General features: G+C 71.4%; 16 protein-coding genes. 8 read left to right on the top strand and 8 right to left on the bottom strand.

Features of this window, described 5'->3' with window-relative positions:
- Nucleotides 1-11 precede the first annotated feature (11 nt).
- Nucleotides 12-1,598 carry a malate synthase A gene (gene aceB / locus Pka01_RS11415; RefSeq protein ID WP_203882649.1) on the bottom strand — a complete coding sequence of 529 codons (1,587 nt, stop codon included), beginning with the start codon at nucleotides 1,596-1,598 and terminating at the stop codon, nucleotides 12-14.
- A 154-nt stretch (nucleotides 1,599-1,752) separates the two neighbouring features.
- Between aceB and Pka01_RS11410 the strand changes: the two genes are divergently transcribed.
- From Pka01_RS11410 to holA, 7 genes are all read left to right on the top strand, one after another.
- Nucleotides 1,753-2,448, top strand: a complete 696-nt coding sequence (locus Pka01_RS11410; protein ID WP_203882648.1) for a DUF4097 family beta strand repeat-containing protein — start codon at nucleotides 1,753-1,755, stop codon at nucleotides 2,446-2,448.
- Nucleotides 2,449-2,556: 108 nt separating this feature from the next.
- The gene (hflX, locus tag Pka01_RS11405; protein WP_203882647.1) at nucleotides 2,557-3,969 is read left to right on the top strand and encodes a GTPase HflX; all 1,413 of its coding nucleotides are present in this window, start codon (nucleotides 2,557-2,559) and stop codon (nucleotides 3,967-3,969) included.
- A gap of 469 nt (nucleotides 3,970-4,438) precedes the next feature.
- Nucleotides 4,439-5,647 carry an imidazolonepropionase gene (gene hutI, locus Pka01_RS11400; RefSeq protein ID WP_203882646.1) on the top strand — a complete coding sequence of 403 codons (1,209 nt, stop codon included), beginning with the start codon at nucleotides 4,439-4,441 and terminating at the stop codon, nucleotides 5,645-5,647.
- A gap of 63 nt (nucleotides 5,648-5,710) precedes the next feature.
- A complete protein-coding gene (locus tag Pka01_RS11395) occupies nucleotides 5,711-6,556 on the top strand; it encodes a DegV family protein (RefSeq protein WP_203882645.1) in 846 nt (281 codons plus the stop codon).
- A gap of 88 nt (nucleotides 6,557-6,644) precedes the next feature.
- Nucleotides 6,645-7,514 (top strand): ComEA family DNA-binding protein, encoded by an 870-nt coding sequence (locus Pka01_RS11390; RefSeq protein ID WP_239114901.1) that lies wholly within the window; start codon nucleotides 6,645-6,647, stop codon nucleotides 7,512-7,514.
- Nucleotides 7,511-9,973 (top strand): ComEC/Rec2 family competence protein, encoded by a 2,463-nt coding sequence (locus tag Pka01_RS11385; protein WP_203882644.1) that lies wholly within the window; start codon nucleotides 7,511-7,513, stop codon nucleotides 9,971-9,973. Before Pka01_RS11390 ends, Pka01_RS11385 begins: the two co-directional genes overlap by 4 nt.
- Before the next feature lie 55 nt (nucleotides 9,974-10,028).
- The gene (holA, locus tag Pka01_RS11380; RefSeq protein ID WP_203882643.1) at nucleotides 10,029-10,994 is read left to right on the top strand and encodes a DNA polymerase III subunit delta; all 966 of its coding nucleotides are present in this window, start codon (nucleotides 10,029-10,031) and stop codon (nucleotides 10,992-10,994) included.
- Between the two features lie 100 nt (nucleotides 10,995-11,094).
- Here the strand turns inward: holA and Pka01_RS11375 are convergent, their stop codons facing one another.
- Nucleotides 11,095-11,607, bottom strand: coding sequence for a MarR family winged helix-turn-helix transcriptional regulator (locus Pka01_RS11375; RefSeq protein ID WP_203882642.1), 513 nt, complete (start codon nucleotides 11,605-11,607; stop codon nucleotides 11,095-11,097).
- A 66-nt stretch (nucleotides 11,608-11,673) separates the two neighbouring features.
- On the opposite strand from Pka01_RS11375, the gene Pka01_RS11370 reads away from it, so the two are divergent.
- Complete coding sequence (locus Pka01_RS11370; protein WP_203882641.1) at nucleotides 11,674-12,945, top strand: MFS transporter; 1,272 nt, start codon at nucleotides 11,674-11,676, stop codon at nucleotides 12,943-12,945.
- Between the two features lie 37 nt (nucleotides 12,946-12,982).
- Here the strand turns inward: Pka01_RS11370 and Pka01_RS11365 are convergent, their stop codons facing one another.
- From Pka01_RS11365 to Pka01_RS11340, 6 genes are all read right to left on the bottom strand, one after another.
- The gene (locus Pka01_RS11365; protein WP_239114900.1) at nucleotides 12,983-13,681 is read right to left on the bottom strand and encodes an ABC transporter ATP-binding protein; all 699 of its coding nucleotides are present in this window, start codon (nucleotides 13,679-13,681) and stop codon (nucleotides 12,983-12,985) included.
- On the bottom strand, nucleotides 13,674-14,627 hold the full coding sequence (locus Pka01_RS11360) for an ABC transporter ATP-binding protein (protein WP_203882640.1): 954 nt from the start codon (nucleotides 14,625-14,627) through the stop codon (nucleotides 13,674-13,676). The genes Pka01_RS11365 and Pka01_RS11360 overlap by 8 nt, the downstream gene beginning before the upstream one ends.
- Nucleotides 14,605-17,097, bottom strand: a complete 2,493-nt coding sequence (locus Pka01_RS11355; RefSeq protein WP_203882639.1) for an FtsX-like permease family protein — start codon at nucleotides 17,095-17,097, stop codon at nucleotides 14,605-14,607. The genes Pka01_RS11360 and Pka01_RS11355 overlap by 23 nt, the downstream gene beginning before the upstream one ends.
- Nucleotides 17,094-19,724, bottom strand: a complete 2,631-nt coding sequence (locus tag Pka01_RS11350; RefSeq protein ID WP_203882638.1) for an ABC transporter permease — start codon at nucleotides 19,722-19,724, stop codon at nucleotides 17,094-17,096. The genes Pka01_RS11355 and Pka01_RS11350 overlap by 4 nt, the downstream gene beginning before the upstream one ends.
- A 275-nt stretch (nucleotides 19,725-19,999) precedes the next feature.
- A complete protein-coding gene (rpsT, locus tag Pka01_RS11345) occupies nucleotides 20,000-20,272 on the bottom strand; it encodes a 30S ribosomal protein S20 (RefSeq protein ID WP_203882637.1) in 273 nt (90 codons plus the stop codon).
- 282 nt (nucleotides 20,273-20,554) lie between these two features.
- Entirely contained in the window at nucleotides 20,555-21,577 is a 1,023-nt protein-coding gene (locus tag Pka01_RS11340; RefSeq protein ID WP_203882636.1) for a glycoside hydrolase family 18 protein, read from the bottom strand.
- Nucleotides 21,578-21,656 lie beyond the last annotated feature (79 nt).

Genomic DNA, 21,656 nt, shown 5'->3' with positions numbered 1-21,656 from the left:
AGTCGGTCATGTCATCGCATGCGGGCATATGCGGGGAGGGTAAGGAACTCCGCGAAATCGTCGTCGAGCGCGACTTCCTTGAACAACGCGGTCGCCTGGGCGAACAGAGCCTCGTCGTGGCCGGGCTCCTCGGCGATCTTGGCGAGCTCCTCGGAGATGATCCGTTCGACGAGGTCGCGCGTCACGACGGCGCCCGTGTCGGCGAGCTCGATGTCGTTGTGGATCCACTGCCAGATCTGCGACCGCGATATCTCGGCCGTCGCCGCGTCCTCCATGAGGTTGTGGATGGCGACCGCGCCCAGCCCGCCCATCCACGCCGCCAGGTACCGCAGCGCCACGTCGACGTTGTTCCGCAGCCCGGCCTCGGTGATCTGGCCGGGGGTCTTGGAGACGGCCAGCAGGTCCTCCGCGGAGACGTGGACGTCCTCACGCAGGCGGTCGAGCTGGTTGGGGCGCTCGCCCAGCACGCCGTCGAAGACCTCGCGGCAGATCGGCACCAGGTCGGGGTGGGCCACCCACGAGCCGTCGAACCCGTCGCCGGACTCGCGCGTCTTGTCGGCCCGCACCTTCTCCAGAGCGACCCTGTTCACCTCGGGGTCGCGCCGGGAGGGGATGAACGCGGCCATGCCGCCGATCGCGTGCGCCCCCCGCTTGTGACAGGTGCGCACCAGGAGTTCGGTGTAGGCGCGCATGAAGGGCGCGGTCATCGTCACCGAGTTCCGCTCGGGCAGCAGGAACTCCCGCCCGCGGGTGCGGAACTTCTTGATGACGCTGAACAGGTAGTCCCAGCGGCCGGCGTTGAGGCCGGCGGAGTGGTCGCGCAGCTCGTAGAGGATCTCCTCCATCCCGAACGCGGCCGGGTACGTCTCGATCAGCACGGTCGCCCTGATGGTCCCCTGCGGGATGCCGAGCAGGTCCTGGGCCCGGACGAACACGTCGTTCCACAGCCGCGCCTCGAGGTGCGACTCCATCTTCGGCAGGTAGAAGTACGGCCCGCGCCCCTTGTCGAGCTGGCGCCGGGCGCAGTGGAAGAAGTAGAGCCCGAAGTCGAGCAGCGCGCCCGAGATCTCCGCTCCGTCGACGAGGACGTGCTTTTCCGGCAGGTGCCAGCCGCGAGGGCGCACCACCACCGTGGCCAGCTCGCCGTCGGGCCTGAGCGCGTAGTCCTTGCCGCCGGAGGAGAAGTCGATCGTCCGGTCGAGGGCGTCCCGGAGGTTGAGGTGCCCGTTGATCGTGTTCTCCCACGTGGGCGCGTTGGCGTCCTCGAAGTCGGCCAGCCACACCTTGGCGCCGGAGTTCAGCGCGTTGATGGTCATCTTGCGGTCGACCGGGCCGGTGATCTCCACGCGGCGGTCCTCGAGCCCGGGGGCGGGCGGCGCGACCCGCCACTCGGACTCGCGCACCTGCCTGGTCTCGGGAAGGAAGTCGAGTGTTCCGCCTGCGGACAGCCGCGCCTGCCGTTCGTCACGCGCGGCGAGCAGCTCCCTACGCCTCGTGTCGAATTCGCGATGGAGGGTAGCTACGAGGGCGACCGCCTCGGGAGTGAGGATCTCGTCGAACCGATCGAGCAGGGGACCTGTGATCTCAACGCCTTCCATCGGCACCCTTTCCACGATATGGAAATATAGTTCTAAATGGTGGAATCGACGCTACTCCACCGCTGATCCGAGGGTCAACGTGGGGGACGCGTCAGGGCGGGCCGGGGGATCTCCCCGATGGGGCGGAGCCGTACGCGGCACAAGAATCGGTGCCATGAGAAAGCAGAGCATGATCGTCGCGGGAGTGGCACTGGGTGCCGCCCTCGCCCTCACCGCGTGCGGCACGGAGATCGACCTCGGCAAGGTCGGCTTCGGCGGCGAGCAGGCCGTCCAGTCCTACGACGTGACGGACGCCATCACGGCCCTGCGCACCGCCACGGGGGCGGGTGAGATCGTCGTGAACGAGTCCGGCAGGACCGGCGTCCACGTCACCGAGACCCTGCACTGGCGTGGTGAGAAGCCGCAGAACGGCCATCGGGTCGAGGGCGGCACGCTCACGTTGCGGTACGACTGCCGTGACTGCTCGGTCGACTACCGCGTGGAGGTCCCGAAGGGCCTCGACGTGAAGGTCGACACGGGATCGGGCACGATCACCCTCCGCGACCTGACCGGCCCGGTGGGCGCGGAGACCGGTTCCGGCGACATCGACGCGAGGGGCCTCTCCGGTCGCCAGGTGACCGCCTCGACCGGGTCGGGCGACGTGAAGCTCCGCTTCGCCGCCGCACCCGACAACGTGCGCGTCGACACCGGCTCGGGAGACGGGACCGTCTGGGTGCCGTCAGGGTCCTACAACGTGACCGCCGACACGGGCTCGGGGAACAAGGAGGTCGCGGTGACGCGGGATCCTTCGTCCTCCCGTACCGTCGTCGTCAAGACCGGTTCCGGCGACGCCAAGGTCCTGCAGGCCTGACGGATTCACGGTGGAAAGCCGCAGGCCATAACCAGATGCGGACATCGGGGCGTCGTGCCACCATCGATGGGAAGACACCGAGGGTGTCGGATTGTTCCTCTAGAAGAGATGACATATATGCATGACGAGCCCGAAGACCTTGCCGTAGGCGATTACGAACTGGAAGAGCGCCAGGCGCTCCGCCGCGTGGCCGGTCTTTCGACGGAGCTCGAAGACATCACCGAGGTCGAATACCGCCAGCTGCGGCTGGAGCGGGTCGTCCTCGTGGGCGTCTGGACCAGCGGCTCCGTCTTCGACGCGGAGAACTCCCTGCAGGAGCTCCGGCTCCTGGCGGAGACCGCGGGATCGGACGTCCTGGAGGGACTGATCCAGCGCCGCGACAAGCCCGACCCCGCGACGTACATCGGATCGGGGAAGGCGATCGAGCTGCGGGACATCGTGGCCGCCTCCGGCGCCGACACCGTGATCTGCGACGGCGAACTCACGCCCGGCCAGCTGCGCCAGCTGGAGGAGGTCGTCAAGGTCAAGGTCATCGACCGGACCGCGTTGATCCTGGACATCTTCGCGCAGCACGCCAAGAGCCGCGAAGGCAAGGCCCAGGTCGAGCTGGCCCAGCTCCAGTACCTGCTTCCCCGCCTGCGAGGCTGGGGTGGAAACCTCTCCCGGCAGGTCGGCGGTCGCGCCGCCGGCGGTGTCGGCATCGGCGGCCGCGGCCCCGGTGAGACGAAGATCGAGCTGGACCGGCGCCGCATCCGCGAGCGCATGTCGAAGCTCCGCCGCCAGATCAAGAACATGTCGACCGCGCGCGAGACCATGCGGCACCACCGGCAGGCCCGCGAGGTGCCGGCGGTGGCGATCGCCGGCTACACCAACGCCGGCAAGTCGTCGCTGCTCAACCGGCTGACCGGTGCGGGGGTGCTGGTCGAGGACGCGCTGTTCGCGACCCTCGACCCGACGGTGCGCCGGGCTCGCACGCCCGACGGCCGCCTGTTCACGCTCGCCGACACCGTCGGGTTCGTGCGGCACCTGCCCCACCAGCTGGTCGAGGCGTTCCGGTCGACCCTTGAGGAGGTCGGAGACGCCGACCTCATCCTGCACGTGGTGGACGGGTCGCACCCGGATCCCGAGTCGCAGCTCGCGGCCGTCCGCGAGGTGTTCGCCGAGATCGAGGGCGCGAGCGCGATCCCCGAGATCGTCGTGATCAACAAGGCCGACGCCGCCGACCCGGTGACGCTCGCCCGGCTGACCATGAAGGAACGGCACAGCGTGGTGGTGTCCGCGCGCACCGGCTCCGGCATGGGCGAACTGATGGCGATGATCGAGACCGAGCTGCCGCGCCTGGACCACGAGGTGCGCATGCTCGTGCCGTACGACAGGACGGATCTGGTCGCGCGGGCCCACAAGGAGGGCGAGGTGCTGTCCCTGCAGCACACCGGCGACGGGACCATCCTGCACGCCAGGGTTCTGGGCGCGCTGTTCGCCGAGCTGGACCGGGTGGCGAAGCCCGTCGAGACCGTCTGAGCGGCCTTTTCCGCATCCCCGACACGCCCCTGTGAGGGTCACGCTTGGTCAGTGGCTCTCCAGGGGTGACCTTGGTAAGATAACGCCAGCCTAACGAGACCTTATGGCGCGGGTAACAAGATGACACCAGAACATGCTGTTACGCGTTGGCGAGTGCGAGGGCATCGGGATCGAGCCGCGGGGAACGGCTGCCGGTGCGAATTCGGGGACAGACGTGACGTATCTATACGGCTGTGGCGTATTGGCGTGCTTTCTCAATAACCCTGTACATCCAGTCGACCTGTGAAATAACGTAACTGAACTGAATTCGCCCGGGTTCAAGATCCTGGCGATAGGGTCATCGCACAACACCGGTGCGCGATGAGGCAGGAGACCCCCCAATGACGTCCGGACACGGAGCGGACCCAGTGGGCGAGGCGCCCATGACCTGGGACTTTGTCGTGTTCAGGGACGATGGGCGGGTGGTCGGATGACCGTTCGGCTGCTCACCAACATCGGCCGGCTCTGGACCGGTCACGACGTATGCAGCAACGCGGCCATCCTGGTCCACAACGACCGCATCGCCTGGGTCGGTCGGGCGGCTGACCTGCCGCAGAGCGTGCCCGGGGTCGTCAACGACATCGTCGACGTCGACCACGTGGAGAACCTCGGCGGCGCGCTCGTCACGCCCGGTCTCATCGACGCCCACACCCACCCCGTCTACGCAGGTAACCGCTACGCCGAGATGGCGATGCGGTCGGGCGGCTCGACGGCCTCCGCGATCAACGCGGCCGGCGGCGGCATCGGCTCGACCGTCACGGTGACCCGCGGCACCGACCCCTGGACTTTGTGCAACGGCGTGCGCGAGCGGCTGCGCGAATGGCTGCTGGCCGGCACGACGACCGTCGAGGCCAAGACGGGCTACCACCTGACCCGCGACGGAGAACTGGCGGACGTCCGGCTGCTACGCGAGCTCGAGAAAGAGCCGATGATGCCGCGGGTGCACGTGACGTTCCTGGCCGCGCACGTGGTCCCGCCGGAGTACTTCGGCCGCCAGCGCGACTACGTCGAGGCCGTCGCCACGTGGTGCGCGGACGCGGCCGCCGCCGGGGCCGACAGCGTCGACGTCTACTGCGACGACGGCCACTTCAGCGTCGACGAGGCCCGCTGGGTGCTCGCCTCCGGCCGCAACGTCGGCCTCCTCCCGCGTGTGCACGCGGGCGCCTACAACCGCCGCGGCGCGGTCCAACTGGCCGCCGAGATGGGCTGCTCGTCCGCCGACCTGCTCCACCACACCTCCGACGAGGACATCGCGCTGATGGGCAGGTACGGCGTGCCCGCCGTCGTCTGCCCGGCCACCGCCCTGCAGGGCGGCACCCTTCCGCCGGTCCGCCGCATGATCGCCCAGGGCGTCCCGATCGCGCTCGGCAGCGACCACAACCCGGGTCACTGCGGCATCACCTCGATGTCCCTGGTGATCAGCCTGGCCGTCTCGGCGTTCGGGATGAGCGTGGGCGACGCGCTCCGCGCGGCGACGCTCGGCGGAGCCCAGGTGCTCGGCGCCCCCGACCGCGGCATCCTCGCCCCCGGCCGGCTGGCGGACATCGTGCAGTGGGACGCCGACCACGAGGGCGCCTTCGCCTGGTCGTACGGTCTCAAGCCCCGCCGGGTCTGGCGTGGCGGGACCCCCGTCCAGTAACCCGTCTCCCACTCGCCCGATCATCCACGTGTCCCGGAGATCGCCAGCGGTTACTCTCTCGATATGCCCCCGATGATCGCCGTCGTCACGGATTCCACCGCGTATCTGGGCGCGGCGGAGACGGCCGTTCAGGGCATCGCCGTCGTCACGCTGCGGGTCGCCTATGACGGCAGGATCATCGAGGACCGGACGCCGATCGACACGGCCGTCGTGGCCGACGCCCTGCGCGGCGGCGCCACCACGTCGCGGCCCGCGCCGCAGCTGTTCGCTGACGCCTACGGGCAGGCGGCCGCGCAGGGGGCGACGGGCGTCGTCTCCGTCCACTTGTCCGGTGAGTTGTCGGGCACGGTGGACTCCGCCCTCGTCTCCGCGCGGGAGGCGCCGATCCCCGTCGAGGTGATCGACAGCCGGTCCATCGCCATGGGGCTCGGATTCCCCGTGCTGGCAGCGGCACAGGCGGCCGGGCGGGGAGCGGCCCTCGCCGAGGTCGCGTCCGCGGCGCGGCGTTGTGCCGACCTCACGCGGACGTTCTTCTACGTCGACACGCTCGAACACCTCCGGCGGAGCGGCCGCATCGGCGCCGCCGCCAATCTCGTGGGCTCCGCTCTGGCGATCAAGCCGCTCATGCGCCTCGGCGACGGCCCGCTCACCGTTCTGGAGAAGGTCCGTACGGCGAGCCGCGCGATAGCCCGCCTCGAGGATTTGGCGGTCGAGGCGGCCGCCGACACACCGGTGAACGTGGCGGTGCAGCACCTGATGGCCGCCGCCCGGGCCGACGCGCTCGCGGAGCGCCTGAGCGCGCGGTTGCCCGGACTCGTCCGCATGATGGTCGTCGAGGTCGGGCCGGCGCTGGGCGCCCATGTCGGCCCCGGCCTGCTCGGCGTGACGATCTCCCCGGTGACCGGCTGAACGGCCCGCGTTTCCACAGCTTTCGCGTCATCCACAGAGCGCCGTTCCGATGGGGGCGGACGCGTCGCGGCGACCTAGCGTCTCCCGGGTGCGAACCACGCAGCAGGCGGCCCAACGCGTCGCGGTAGAGGCTCGTCTGCGCCGTCTGACGGCATCGGCGGAGTCCGGGCCGCCTGCTGCCCGGCAGCCCGCCCTTCCCGGTCCGCCGCCGTCGTTCGGGTCACCCCACGAGGCCCGTCACGTGGCTCGTACGGCTGCCGCGGGGCGTGAGCCGTACGAACCGGTCCTGCCCGAGGAGGAATCGCCTGCCGTGGACTCACTCGGGGCGCGGATGCGGGGCCGCTTGGCGGGCGCGGTTCCGGCGCTCGATCCGGGGGTGCCGGGCCTGCGCGTGCTCGTCGTCCTGGGCACGCTCGCGGCGATCGTGGCGGGCGTCCTCGCATGGCGTGCGCGACCGGTGGCCGAGCCGCTGGCGCCTCCCATGCCGGTGGGCGCCGCCTCGGCTGTCGCGGCGATCCCGTCTCCTTCGCCGACGGTGAGCGTCGTCGTGTACGTGACGGGCAAGGTGCGGCGACCGGGGGTGTTGTCACTGGCGACGGGGTCAAGGGTCGCCGACGCCATCGACGCCGCAGGCGGGATCCGGCCGGGTGCGAAACCGGGCGCCCTGAATCTCGCGCGGCGTCTTGTGGACGGCGAGCAGATTATGGTGGGCGCTCCCACCCCGGCGACTCCCGGAGACGGCGGGCCGGCCGGCTCGGGCGGGGGTGGCCTCATCAGCCTCAATTCGGCGACGGCGGATCAGCTCAACGGCCTGCCGGGCGTCGGTGACGTGCTCACCGAACGGATCATCGAGTTCCGCGAGGCGAACGGCGGCTTCCAGAGCGTCGAACAACTCCGTGAGGTTTCCGGGTTCGGGGAAAAACGGTTCGCCGAGATCAAGGACAAGGTCGCCCTGTGACGGCCGGAGCCGCGCATCACGGAGCCCGGCCGGAGCCTGAGACGGGGACGTCGCACGCGCTGCCGTTGGCCGCGCCCGCCCTGGCGTCCTGGGCGGTGGCGATCGTCCTGCTGGGATGCCCGGCCGTGGCCGGTGTGCTGACGGCGGTCACCGCCGCCGTCGCCGCGGCGGTGTGCTGGGCCGCGCGCCCGTCCAGGCCACCGCGTGCACGCGTTCACACGCCCTCCAGGGCGCGAACGCCCGGGGTACGGCGGTGGGCCGGGAGCGCGAGGTCTCCGGGCGCCAGGAACGTGGTGGTGGGGACCCTCGCGTGCCTGTCGGCCACCGCCGCGGTCGTGGCCTTCAAGGTCCAGGCCGTCACCAGCGGCCCGGTGCCCGAACTGGCGGCGCGGCACGCCTCGGTGACCGCCGACGTCGTGATCACCGACGACCCCCGTGTGCGGCCCCACCGCGGTGGAGTCGTCCGGCGGGACAGCGTCGTGGTCGAGGCGCGCACGGTGTCGGTGACCTCCGCCACGGAGCGTTTCGCCGTGGCCGTGCCGATCGTGATCTTCGGCTCGGGGGAGGGGTGGAGCACGCTGCTGCCCAGCCAGGAGGTGAGGGTCCGGGGACGGCTCGGGCCTGCGGATGAGGGTGAGCCGACCGCCGCGGTCCTGCTCGTCCGGGGGAGGCCGGAGCCCCTCGCCGATCCGTCGGCCGCGCAGACCGCGGCGGGGGAGTTGCGCGCCGGCCTCAGGGAGGCGAGCGACGTGCTGCCGCCCGGCCAGCGGGGGCTGCTTCCCGGCCTGGTGGTGGGCGACGTGTCCCGGATGGACGACCAGATCAAGCAGGACTTCACCGCGGCCGGGCTCAGCCACCTGACCGCGGTCTCGGGAGCGAACCTCGCGCTGATCGCTGGAGCCGTCCTCGCCCTCGCGAGGATCGCGGGACTACCGCTTCCCCTCCGCGCTCTTCTCATGATCGTCGCGATGCTCGGGTTCGCCGTGGTCGCGAGGCCGTCGCCCAGCGTGCTGAGGGCGCTTGTCATGGGATCGATCGCCGCTGTCGCGCTCGGCGCCGGCCGGCCGAAGGACGGGGTGGCCGTGTTGTCCGCCACCGTGCTCGGCCTGATCCTCTTCGATCCGGGACTCGCCAGGCAGTACGGCTTCGCCCTCTCGGTCTTCGCGACCGGCGGCATCCTGGTGCTCGCTCCGCGCTGGCGCGAACGGCTGGCGGAGCGTATGCCGATGCTCGCGGCGGAGGCGGTCGCGGTGCCCGCCGCGGCGCAGGCGGCCGTGACACCTGTGCTGGTGCTCATGTCCGGCAGGCTCGACCTCGTGGCCGTCCCGGCGAACTTGCTCGCGGGGCCGGCCGTCGCGCCGGCCACCGTGCTCGGCTTCGCCGCTGCGGTCGTCGCCCCGCTGAGCATGGGAGCGGCCCAGATCCTGGTCCGTCCCGCGGGCTGGGCCGCCGGCTGGATCATCGTCGTCGCCGAGCACGCCGCCGCGGTTCCCATGGCGACGATCGGCTGGCCCGCCGGGCCCGCGGGCCTCGTGCTGCTGGCGGCCGCCGCCGTGACGGTGTGGGCGGTGATGAGGCGACGGGCCTACCGGCGGGCGGGGCTCGCCGTGCTGGCCGGCGCCCTGGTCGCCGTCCTGGTCGCGGGGCCCGTGAGCTCGCCGTGGCCGCCGCCCGGCTGGTTGCTCGTCGCCTGCGACGTGGGCCAGGGTGACGCGCTGGCCGTGTCCGCGGGCCCCGGCAGGGCCATAGTGATCGACACGGGACCCGAGCCAGGACCGGTCGACCGATGCCTGCGTGATCTCGACGTCCGGCAGGTGCCGCTGATGGTGCTCACGCATCCCCATCTCGACCACGTGGGGGGCCTGGAGGGGGCCATGCGGGGCCGGGCGGTGGGCGCCGTGCTGGTGAGCCCCGGGCGCGTCCCCGAGCGGGAGAGCGCCCGAGTCTCCTCGCGGTTGCGGACGAGGGGAGTCCCCGAGTGGGTGACGCCTCCGGGGACGCGGTGGCGGTTCGGGGACACGGAGATCACCGTCGTCGCCCCGTCCTCGGCCGCCCCTCGGCAGGGGCCGGGGGAGGGCGCCGTCGCCAACAACGCCAGCGTCGTGCTGCTCGTCCGCTGGCTCACACCGGCGGGAAGGCTCATCGGGTCCGCGTTGCTCGCTGGAGACCTCGAGACCGAGTCGCAGGCCGTCCTGGCACGTGCCGGAGTCCCGTCCGTCGACGTTCTCAAGGTCCCCCACCACGGATCGCGGCGGCAGGATCCGGCGTTCCTGGCCGCCACCCGGGCGCGGGCCGCGCTGATCAGCGTCGGCGCCGTCAACGACTACGGTCATCCGGCCCCGCTGACGACGCACCGGCTCGGCATGCTCGGCATGCGGGTCTACCGCACCGACCTGTCCGGCGACCTCGCGGTGACCTCCCAGGAGGGCAGGCTCGGGATCGTGCCGAGGAAGGGATGAGGTCCGTGCTCCGGCGGATGTGCCACGCCCGGGCCGGCGTGGCATGCTGCCAGACATGGCGAATCCAGCTCCCGTGACCCTTGTCGTCGGCGACGAGGAGTTCCTCGTGGACCGCGCCGTCGGGGCCGTCGTCTCCGCGGTGCGCGGCGCCGATCCCGAGGCCGAGGTGCACGACCTCGTGGGAGGGAAGGTCGAGGTCGGGGAGCTGACCCGGCTCGCCTCGCCGTCCCTCTTCGAGGACCGGTCCGTCGTCGTGATCCGGTCGGCCCAGGATCTCCAGAAGGACGTCGTCGCCGAGATCGTGAAGTACACCGCGCACCCGGCGGACGACACCGTGCTGATCCTCGCCCACCCCGGCGGGGTCAAGGGGAAGGCCCTCGTCGACGGCGTCAAGAAGGCGGGCGCCGAGGTCGTCACGGTGGCCAAGCCGACCAAGCCGGGAGAACGGCTGGACTTCATCAAGGCCGAGGTGAAGCGGCACGGCCGGACGATCGCCCCCGCCGCCGCCCAGACTCTGCTCGACGCCGTGGGCAGCGACCTGCGTGAACTGGCCGCCGCCTGCGGCCAGCTGGCGTTCGACACCTCGGGGAAGACGATCGACGAGGCCGCGGTCGCCCGCTACCACCGCGGCAGGGCCGAGGTCACCGGGTTCGCCATCTCCGACCTCGCCATCGAGGGACGGCTCGGCGAGGCGCTTGAGCAGCTCCGCTGGGCCGTGGCCACCGGGGTGGCGCCGGTGCTGATCGTCAGCGCCCTCGCCGGCGGCCTCCGCTCCCTGGCGAAGGTGGGAGGCGCGCCCCGCAACCTGCGTGGAGCCCAGCTCGCCGGGCATGTCGGGATGCCACCCTGGAAGGTCGACCGGGTCAAGCGCCAGCTGAGCGGATGGGGACCAGAGGGCATCTCCATCGCCATGCAGGCGGTCGCGTCGGCCGACGAGCAGGTCAAGGGCGCCGGCACGGATCCGGCGTACGCGCTGGAACATGCCGTCCAGGTCATCGTCGCCAGCCGCACCGGCCGCTGAGCCCTGGACCGCTGAGCCCTGGACCGCTGCGCCGCTGGACCGCTGCGCCGTTGAACAGCCGAACCGCTGAGCCGCCGAACCCGCCGTCCGGCGACCGGGCTCACGCCTGCGGAGCCGAAGGAGAGCCGGGCTCCTCGACCTGGAGCAGCATCCGCTTCAGCAGAGCGGCCAGCACCTCCTGATCGGCGCGGGTGAGAACGCCGACCATGTCGTCCTCGGCCTCGCCGCGCACGCCCATGGCCTTCAGCCACGTCGCGCGCCCCTCGTCGGTGAGCTCGACGTCCACCCGCCGGCGGTCCTCCTCGCTGCGCACCCGCCGTACGAGGCCGGCCTTCTCCAGCGTGTCGAGCCTGCCCGTCATGCCCGCCGGGGACAGCTTGAGCTCCGCCGCGAGCTCGGAAGGGGTGGCCCCGCCGCCCTCTCCTCGGGACGCGAGCCGGTGCAGGGTCTCGAACTCGAAGTCCTGCAGGCCCACCATCGCCAGCGCGGCGTCCTTGCCGCGGGACAGGTGCCTCACCAGGAACTGCATCCGGGTGACGATCGCCTCCACCCGCTCGTCGAAGGGGGCCTTGCCGCGCCAGCGGGCAATGTGCCGGTCCACCGAGTCGTCCACGCGTCGATCATACGTCACGATATATTTTGTTGACGAATTATTCGATGACGAATTAATTTCAGGACCATGATTGCTCGACTACTCATCGGCCGGGCGGTCGCCGCTCTGGCCACCGCGCTCATCCCCACCGGGCTGACGCTCGCCGTCATCCGGGCCACGGGCTCGGCCGTCGATCTCGGCATCGTCCTCGCCGCCGAAACGATTCCGATGGTGCTGCTGTTGCCGATCGGCGGGGTGCTGGCGGACCGGCTGCCGCCGAGACGCGTGATCCTCGTCGCGGACCTCGCGCGATGCGCGACCCAGACGGTGATCGGCGCGAGGCTTCTCCTCGGTGATCCCTCGGTCGGCGAGATCGCCGGACTCGCCGCGCTGACCGGCGTGGCCGTGGCGTTCGGCATTCCGGCCGTGTCACCACTGGTCGTGGGGGTGGCCCCGCCCGAGGGGAGGCTCCAGCTCAACGCGCGGCTGGGAATGGTCAACGGATTCGCCCAGATCGGCGGACCCGCCCTCGCCGGAGGGCTCACCCTCTGGGCCGGAGCGGGCTGGTCGTTCGTGATCACGGGGGTGCTGTTCGCCGGCTCGGCTCTCACCTTGGGCGGGATCGTCACGTCCGTGCCCAGTGGTACCCGGCGGCGCTTCCTGACCGACCTGCATGAGGGCTGGCGCGAGGCCAGGCGCCACCGGTGGTTCCTCACCAGCGTGCTCGGTCACGGCGTTTGGCACCTCTGCGCGGGATTCCTGCTCACCCTCGGCCCCGTCATCGCCGTGCGCAGCCTGGGCGGGGAGTCCGCGTGGATCGTCATCGCCCAGGCCGGCACCGTGGCGACGGTCGCGGGCGTGCTCCTCACGCCGAGGCTTCCGATCGCCCGGCCGCTGGCTGTGACCAGCGCCTCAGCCGCTCTCTATGCCGTCCCGCTGGCCGCACTGTCGATTCCGGCGCCGCTCGTCGTGGTCGCGTGCGCCTACTTCGTCGCGATGTTCGGCCTCGGCCTGCTGATCCCGCTGTGGGAAACCATCATGCAGCAGCGGATCCCGCAGGAGGCGCTCGGCCGGGTCGGGTCGTTCGACGCGCTGATCTCGTTCGTGGCGCGCCCACTCGGCCTCGCCGTCGCGGCTCCGCTCGCCGCCTGGACGGGGACCGCGATCCCGCTGCTCACCGCCGCGGTGCTCGTCGCCACGGCCAACCTGGCCGTCCTCGCCCTGCCCGACGTCCGCGCCCGTACGGATCACGAGGGCGGGCCCGCGGACGTCCCCGCCCAGCCGGATGCGGCCGTCCCGAAACGGCCGCGAACCGGTCGTGAAGCAGCCGTGCCCGGAACGGCGGCGAACCGCTCGTGAAGCCGTTCCCGGAAGGGCAGTGAACCGGAGTGACGCCCTACATGGCGGCCTGGGGCACGGCCTCCTCGAGCACGCCGTCACGCAGTTCGAGCACCCGGTCCGCCAGCGCGATCAGGGCGAGGTCGTGCGTCGCGACGATCGCGGTGACCCCCTCGCTCCGCACGAGGGCGCGGATCAGCTCCATGATCTGGCGGGCCGTCTGGGAGTCCAGCTGCCCGGTCGGCTCGTCGGCGATCAGTACGCGCGGCCGGTTGGCCAGTGCCCGGGCGATCGCCACCCGCTGCTGCTGGCCGCCGGACAGCTCATAGGGCCGCTGGTTGACGTGATCGGCCAGGCCCACCAGGGACAGCAGCACCCGGACCCGCTCCTCGCGGTCCCGCGGCGCCGCCTTCGCCAGCCGGAGCGGCACGCCCACGTTCTCGGCCGCCGACAACACCGGCACCAGGCCGAAGGTCTGGAAGACGAACCCGACCACGTCCCGGCGCAGCTCCACCAGCCCCGACTCCGCCATGTCCGTGACGGAGCGGCCCGCGATGGAGACCCGTCCCGCGTCCGGCCGGTCCAGCCCGCCCACCAGGTTGAGAAGGGTGGTCTTGCCCGAGCCTGACCGGCCCCTGATGGCGATCAGCTCGCCGGGGAACGCCTCGAACGAGACGTCCTTCAGCGCGGCGACCTCCCTGGGGCCCTTCTGGTAGGTCTTGCGCAGACCCTCTACGACGACCAGCGGCTCAGTCATTCGGCTCATCCTCGCGATCGGCCGGCCACACACCGATGTGGTCCCGTTCGAGTTCCAGGCGGACCCGGCGCTCCATCTCCAGTTCGGTCATGAAGTCGCGGGGCAACTGCAGCCGGCCGGCGCGGTCGAGCACGGCGTACTCCTCCGCGATCACTCCGCCGTCCTGCGACGTGCGGCGCAGGGTCTCGCTCGACGTGCGCCCGTCGCGGATGCCGATGGTCCGGTCCACCTGCTCCGACACCGTCGGGTCGTGCGTCACGATGACGCAGGTGACGCCCAGCTCCCGGTTGGCGCCGCGCAGTGCGGCGAAGACCTCCTCGGAGGTGTCGCTGTCGAGCTCTCCCGTCGGCTCGTCGGCGAGGATCACCTCGGGGGAGTTGGCCAGGGCCACGGCGATGGCGACCCGCTGCTGCTGGCCCCCGGACAGCTCGCCGGGCCGCCGGGCCGCGCAGTCGGCGACGCCGAGAAGCTCGAGCAGGTCGCCCGCCCGCGACTTGTCGGCCCGGCGTCCGGCCAGCTTCATCGGGAGCGTCACGTTCTCCCGCGCGGTCAGGTACGGCAGGAGGTTGCGGGCCGTCTGCTGCCAGATGAATCCCACGATGGAGCGGCGGAACCGCAGCCGGTCGCGGGAGGTCATCGACAGCAGGTCCATGCCGGCGACGCGGGCGAGGCCCGCGGTCGGGATGTCGAGCCCGGAGAGCACGTTGAGGAGGGTGGACTTGCCCGAGCCGGAAGCGCCCACGATGGCGACCAGCTCACCCTTGTCGATCAGCAGGTCGAGGCCCTGCAGGGCGACCACCTCGACGGAGGCGCTGCGATCGGAGCCGCGGGACGAGCCTTCCGTCTTGTAGATGCGGACCAGGTTGTCGCACAGGATGTGCGCGTTCGCGCCGAAGGCGGGACTTGTGGCTCCCGCCTGAGCCTCAAGATCGGCCAGACTTGGCATGACCACCTCCAAGGTAGGAGCCTACGAGGGCGATGAGGACGACGCAGACCGCGAACACCAGCGCGGGCGTCTGAGAGGCGAGTGACGGGGTGCCGGGCGGCAGCCCGGCGTAGGCGGCGAGATCGACGCCGCCTCCGAGCAGTTTGGGCAGGCCGAGGCCCAGGGCGATTCCCGCGCAGGTCGTCAGCACGAGCAGCGGGGCCACCTCCAGGAGGGTGAGGAACCTCGTCTGCCGTCCGGTCACGCCGAGCACGGCCAGCAGCGCGTGGGCCCGGCTCCGCTCCGGCGCCCGGGACACGAAGGCGATGGCCACGCCGATCAGCGCGTACACGGCCAGGGCGAGGGTGATCACCTTCAGGCCGGTGAGCAGGGCGGCCGCGAGCGGCTCGGCGGAGACGGCGGCGAACTCGCCGTCCACGGTCCTGACCACCGCGCCGCTCGGGATCCCGGTCTTGACGGCCGCTCTGACCGCGTCGGCGTCGCCCCGGACGAGCAGGGTGTTGGCCTTTCCCTTCACGGGGGGAACCACGATGAGCTCCTGCCCCGCGACGTCCACGCCGGGGAACGACGCGACGGTTCCCTTGGGCACCACGGAGATGTGCGTCGGCCAGGCGACGTCGAAGCTCTCCATGCCCGACAGGTTGCGGCTGACGAGCGCTCCGGAGTCCGGCGCCCGCGGCAGGGTCAGCGGGCTGCCGGCGACCAGTCGGCGGTAGGCCTCCAGGTCGACGGCGACCAGGGTCGCCGGCCGCCCGCCGAAGCCCACCTCGGCCGTGGTCCCGCCCACAGAGGCCGGCACCACCGCGTCGACGCCTGGTGTCCGCTGGATCTTGTCCACCACGCCGGCGGGGATGTTCCGGTCCACCTCCACCCGGATCTCCGCGCCGATCCGCTGCCACGCGGCCTGCCGCTGTGCGGCGTCGATGCCCTGGACGGTGGCCGCGCCGTACGCGCCGATGGACAGGGCGGGAACCAGCGTCAGCACCGGCAGGGCCACACTCGCCGCCGCACGCGCCGCCATGGTCAGGCCCAGGTACGGCGAGGCGGTGCGGCCGCGCGCTGTCAGTCCGACCAGCGCCCGCAGCGGCAGGGGATAGACCCGCAGCGTCACGATCGCGACGGCGAGCGCGAGGAGCATGGGGGCGAACGCGAGGAGCGGGTCGCCGGTGCCGAGTCCTCGGCTGCGCAGCAGTTGCACGCCTCCCACGCCCAGCGCGACCACGAGCACCTCGAAGGCGATCCGCCGCGGGGAGGGGCGTGCCGCCACGATGTCGTCCCTGCGCTGGTCCAGCGGCTTGCGGTGCGCGCCGGCCACCCAGGCGGCGCAGAAGGCGACGGCCGCCGCGGCGAGCAACGCGGGCCCGATGTGGACGATCGGCGTGACGGGGCCCGGCACGGCGTAGGAGATCAGGTAGCCGGCGAGAGCCGCGGGCACGGCCATGAGGGCGGCTGCTCCGGTGGCCATGAGGACGACCTGGCGGAGTGAGGCGCCGCGGGCGCGCATCAGCGTGAGATCGCCGCGCACGCGTTCGGTGAGCAGGCGTACGGCCAGGGCGTTCGTGCCGACGCAGACCACGATGAGGGCGCCGAGGAGCACCGACATGAGCGCCCGCGTCAGGGAGAGCCTGTCCAGGAACTGCGTCATGAGCCGGTCGAGGTTGGTGGACAGGGAGACGCCGGCGCCGTCGTCGGTGACGCGATGGCCGAAGTCGGTGACCCCGGCGCGTACGGCTTCCGCGTTGCGGGCCGTGACCGCTTCGGGTTTCAGGGTCATGGACCACCGGTAGACGGGCCGGGTGTGCGAGGAGGCCAGGCTGTCGCCGTCGGTGAGGCCCGCGAGGTACATCTGCTCTTCCATCGCCCCGCGAGGAAGGTCCTTGATGACGCGGCCGAGCGCGTCGTAGTGGGCCCAGAACGCCTTGGCACCGGTGATCGGCTCGTAGAGCCCGGTGACCCTCGCGGTGAGGCCGTCGAGCCGCAGGACGTCGCCCACCTTGATGCCGACTTGCGCGGCCACGGACGACGCGAAGGCGACGTCGAACCTCGTCCCCTTCTTGGGGCCCGGCGGTCTGCCCTTGACGTAGCGGACGGCGGAGTCGGAGGAGGAGACCCACAGGAGAGTCAGGTGGTGATTGCGCTTGTTCCAGATCTGCCTGCGCTCGGACTCGATGCTGACCAGCTTCTCGTCGCTCGTCACCTGCCGCAACGCGGGTGGGAGCGCGGCGCGCCATTCCCCGTCCTTGGCGACGGCCTGCTGGGCGGTCTCCAGCGGCTGGGCCCAGTAGCTCGTGCTCAGGCTGACGGTGAGCGACGTGAGCTGCGGAGGATTGCTCGACAGCAACCGGTGGGCGGCCTCGTCGTAGGAGGCCTCCAGCATCCGGGGAAGGGCGGCGATGAGCAGGGACACGCTCAGCACCAGCACGGACAGCAGCGCCGCCACGCCCTTGTGGGCGTTCAGCAGCCTGATCATCGGTCCTCCCCGGATCGCAGCACGCCGCCTGGTCCCCGCCGGTGCAGCGACCGCGCGAGCCCGCCGACCACCACCAGGAGACTCACCATGATCGCCAGGATGAGAACGGCCACGGTCGGCCACGGGATGTCCAGCAGCACCGGGGGCGTGACGGCGGTCGCCTGCCCGGTCAGCACGATGGCCGGCACCACGACCGCGGCGACGACCCCCGCGAGGAGGACTCCGCCCGCCAGCGAAAGCGCGATGACGAACGACTGCTCGACCACCAGCAGGGCGATCATCTGCCTGAACGTCACGCCGAGTGCCCGGAGCAGGGCGAACTCCGCCCGGCGCTCTCTGGCCGACACCGCCGCGTTGACGAGGAAACCCAGGAGTGCGAAGGCGAGTGCGGCGGCGAAGCCGAGCGTCAGCGCCCCCTGGAGCCCGGCGGCCAGCGGGTCGCCGCCGAGCTGCCGGTCGAGCGCGGCCAGATCGGTCACGGTCTCCTCGGGGTCGGCTCCCAGTGCGGCCACCGCACGTGAGGTGTCGTGATCCTTGACGGAGATCCACCATTCCGTTGGCTCCCCGGGGACCTTCGCCGTCCGCAACGCCGACAGGTCGGCGAGCACGGCGGGGGTACCGGCGGCCGTGCCGGGCATGGCGGCGGTCGTCCCCACCACGTGGACGGGGAGCGCCTGGGAGCCGATCGTGATCGTCCTGAGGTCGGCCAGGCCGGAGGTGACCACGACAGGAAGGGCGGTGCCCGGCTGTGAGAGCCGCGAGGTCAGCGCGGCGAGCGGGGTCGCCGACAGGTCGGGCCGGAGCAGCATGATCGTGCCGAGCTTCGCGGCGTCCGCGCCGAGAAGCGTGACGTCTGCCCCGCCCATGGACGCCACGCTCCGGTGGACGGCGGCCACGGCGGTCACCCCGGGCAACGTCTTGTAGGTCGACTCCCTGCCGTCGCCTCCCGGAGGGACGGCCACGCGGAGGTCGGCCCCGGCCAGATGCCGCGCCTGGTCGTCCTGGGACAACCGCCAGGTCGAGCCCGTGGCCAGCGAGAGCACCCCGATGGCGACCGCCATGGTCAGCAGCAGGGTGGGGCCGGAGTATCTGGTCGGGCGACGGCTCACCTGACGCGACCCGAGAGCCGACGCGAGCCCGGTGCCGCGTGCGGTGAATCGCTCGACGAGGGCCGAGATCGGGCTGAGCAGACGCAGGCCGAGCATTCCCCCGCACAGCAGCGCGAGCGCCGGCCCCGCCACGATCAGCGGGTCGATCCCCAGGCCGCCGCCCGCTGTCGAGGTCACCGGGGCTCCGTAGTGGCGCATCTGCCAGATCGCGAGACCGGCCAGCACCAGCAGGACCACGTCGGCGCCGGCTCTCTGCAGGATCCCCTGACGCGCTCCGCGGCCGCGCGATCCGCTTTCCTCGACGTAGGTGCGGCGGGTGCTCCTGATGGCGGGCAGTGCAAGGAGGACGGCACACGCCAGCGCCACCAGCACGGAGACCGCGAACATGGCCGCCGTCGACGGCGGCGAGAGCCGTACGTCGGTCGCGCTGGTCAGCTGGAGCAGGGCGGGGGCGAGGAACGGCGCCGCGACGGCACAGGGCAGTGCGACAAGCAGCGCCTCAGCCCCGGCGAGTACGGCGAGGCGGACCGAGCCGCCGCCTCGCGACCGGAGCAGCGCGACCTCCATCCCCCGGTGGTCGGACAGCAGGCGGGCGGTGAGCGTCAGCGCGTAGGCCGCGAGGACCAGCAGTTGCAGGACCGGGACGAGCATCGTCGACCTGGCCACCAGTGCGGCCCGGTCGAGCTGGGTGAGCATCCCTGGCAGGACGCTCGAGAAGACGCAGTCCGGGCAGTCGGTCCTGACTCCCGGCTCGATCGCGGCGACCGACCCGGCGAAGGAGCTCAGGCGCTCCCGCGGAAGGCCGCCCAGATCGGGTACGGCGTGCCAGTTCGCGGAGACCGACGTCGTGAACCGGTCGAGGAAGGTGCCTGCGGACACGACGAGCGGGCCGTAGGTGGTGTAGTCGGCGTTCTGGACGCCGGTCACGAGCAACTCGTCGCCGACGCCGTCGGCGCCGTACAGGTCGCCGGGGCGGAACACTCCCGTGATCTGCACCGTGACCCGCCGGCCGTCGAGCCGCCCCACGACGCTGAGCCGGTCGCCCGCCGTCAGGCTCATCGCGCGCGCCGCGGCCTCGGAGATCGCCGCCTGGACGATCCGGCTCGACGCGCCGCCTTCCACCGGCCACTTCCCGCTCAGAAGCGTGGCATTCCGGTCGAGGCCCTCATACGTGGCGAACCGGGTCAGTTCGGGGCGTTCGGCCTTCTCTTGGCCCGGCATGGCGTAGGAGTCGGAAAGCGCGCTCGACGTCATCTGAACGGGCACGCCGCCGAAGTGATCGGCGACCTGCTTGCGGACGAGCCCGTCGATCCGGGGGAAGTCACGCGCCGTGACGGATGTGGTGACCGTGACCGCGCGAGTGGCCACCGGGGCGGTCTCCATGGCCCGGCGGACGCCGTCCTCGGTCACGGAGACCGCGTAGACCATGAGCGCGACGAGGGTGGTGGTCGCGAGCAGGACCGAGCCGAGCGCGGCGACCAGCAGCAGTGGCTCGCTCAGCGCGCGCCGGATGACCATCGGTGTTCGCCCCCGCATAACCGTCCCTGTGCGCGCCGGAATCCAGAGCTTGTCACTTTAGGGACTCGGAAGGGGCGGCGGATGATCAGTAATCGAGCCGATACGGTGCGGGGATGCCGTTGTGATATCGAAATCGAGACACGAACCGGACATTCCCTGTCCGTCTTCGCGGGACAAGGCGGAGCGGTGATCCGCCTCGCGGGCTCAGCTGGAGCGGGAACGCCAAAACGCCGCATCCCGAACCGGGATGCGGCGTGGACGTCCGTCGCGGAGCGCTACTTGGCAGCCTGCAGAGCGGCGGCGCGCTTGGCGATGGCCGACTTGCGGTTGGCGGCCTGGTTCTTGTGGATGACGCCCTTGCTGACGGCCTTGTCGAGCTGACGGGAGGCGGCCTGGAGGGCAGCCACCGTCGCATCGACGTCGCCCTGGTCCGCGGCCTCGCGGAACTTGCGTACCGCCGTCTTCAGGGACGACTTGACGGCCTTGTTGCGCAGCCGGGCCTTCTCGTTCTGCCTGTTGCGCTTGATCTGGGACTTGATGTTCGCCACGAAGAAGCCTCGGTGAAGTCTTGGTCGGATGGGGCGCGCGGGCTCGAGAGAGGGCGCGCCACACGCAGAGAAACAGAGTATCAACAGGCCTGCTCGGCGCTCAAATCGCGCATGAAGCATGGCCTGCGTCTGAATCGTACCCTGCCCCGGCGTGACGGGGGCTGAAGCCGGCATCCGCGATTCCGGATCGGCCATGATCGCGGCAGCCGTCCGTCCGGGACGGACCTAGGCGTGAACCACGGCCGGGCCGACCGGATGCCGTCTATCCGGGCCTATCAGGGCCTATTCGGGCCGGACCCAGGTCGTCTCGTACTCCTTCCAGTCCTCCTCCGTGGCCGCGAAGTCCACATACAGGGCGAGGCCCAGGTTGGATCGAGGGCCGTCCTCGGTGAGGGCGAGCCTGACGCCGTCGGCGGCGGACCCGACACTCTCGGCGAAGTCGCTCAGGGCGACGAGGTGGTCGTGGTAGGCGGGCGCGCCGATCAGGACGGTCTTGTTCTCGGGCACCAGGCCCATGGCCAGTTTCGTCTGCCGTACGACGTGGCCGCCGTAGAGCGACGGCAGGGGGGTCCAGGAGTCGTAAGTCATGATCGCGACCTGGTCGGTGAGGTCCGCGACCTGCCGGAAGTATCCGGGTGTCCAGTACTTGTCGTGGCCGATGGCGAGGCGGAGGGGGAACCGCATGCCGGGCAAGGGCTCGATCTGCTGCGTGGCCGCCGACAGGAGTTTGGCGCCGATGGCCCCGCGGGTCTGGGTCAGCACGTCAAGGAAGGACTGATCGCCGTCGGAAACGGGCTCGAAGTCGTAGTGGACGCCGTCGAATCCGAGATCGGCCAGCGCCTTCGCCCCGGCGACGACCCTCGCCCGGGTCGCCGGGTCGGCGAGGTTCAGGGTGCCGCCGGAGCCGTCTCCCACGACCTGGCCGAGCCAGGCGGACACCCGTACGCCGGGCAGCTTCTCCTTCCACCACTTCAGGAAGTCCGCCGCGCCGGGGTATTTGTCGGCGCGGAGCGTGCCGTCGGCCTCGAAGGGGCCGCTGTGCACGTAGACGTCCCGGATCCCGCTCTGCCGTAATCGGAGGGCCAGCGCGTCGACGTCGGCGGCGGTCTTCCTGCCGTCCACCCAGGCGTGCCCCATCCACAGGGCGTCGTGCCCCGTCGTCCTCGCCCACGCCGCCGGAGAGCCGGCGAACTCGATCCGCAGCGCGGCCGCCGCGATCACCCCCAGGGCCAGCAGAACGGCCAGGACGATCACCGCCCAGCGGGTAACGCGCCTGATGGTCCCTCTGATGGTCAAGGCAAGCATCCGGACATGCCACCATGGAGGGTGGCTGCTTCGCCAGCCCCGACCGGAGAGCGCGCTGAGCGTGAGGCGAGGCGGTTCG

It is taken from the genome of Planotetraspora kaengkrachanensis, assembly GCF_016862895.1.
Taxonomy (GTDB): Bacteria; Actinomycetota; Actinomycetes; order Streptosporangiales; family Streptosporangiaceae; genus Planotetraspora; species Planotetraspora kaengkrachanensis.
Note: the sequence above shows the minus strand (reverse complement) of the source record. Positions and strands in the feature narration are given on the sequence as shown.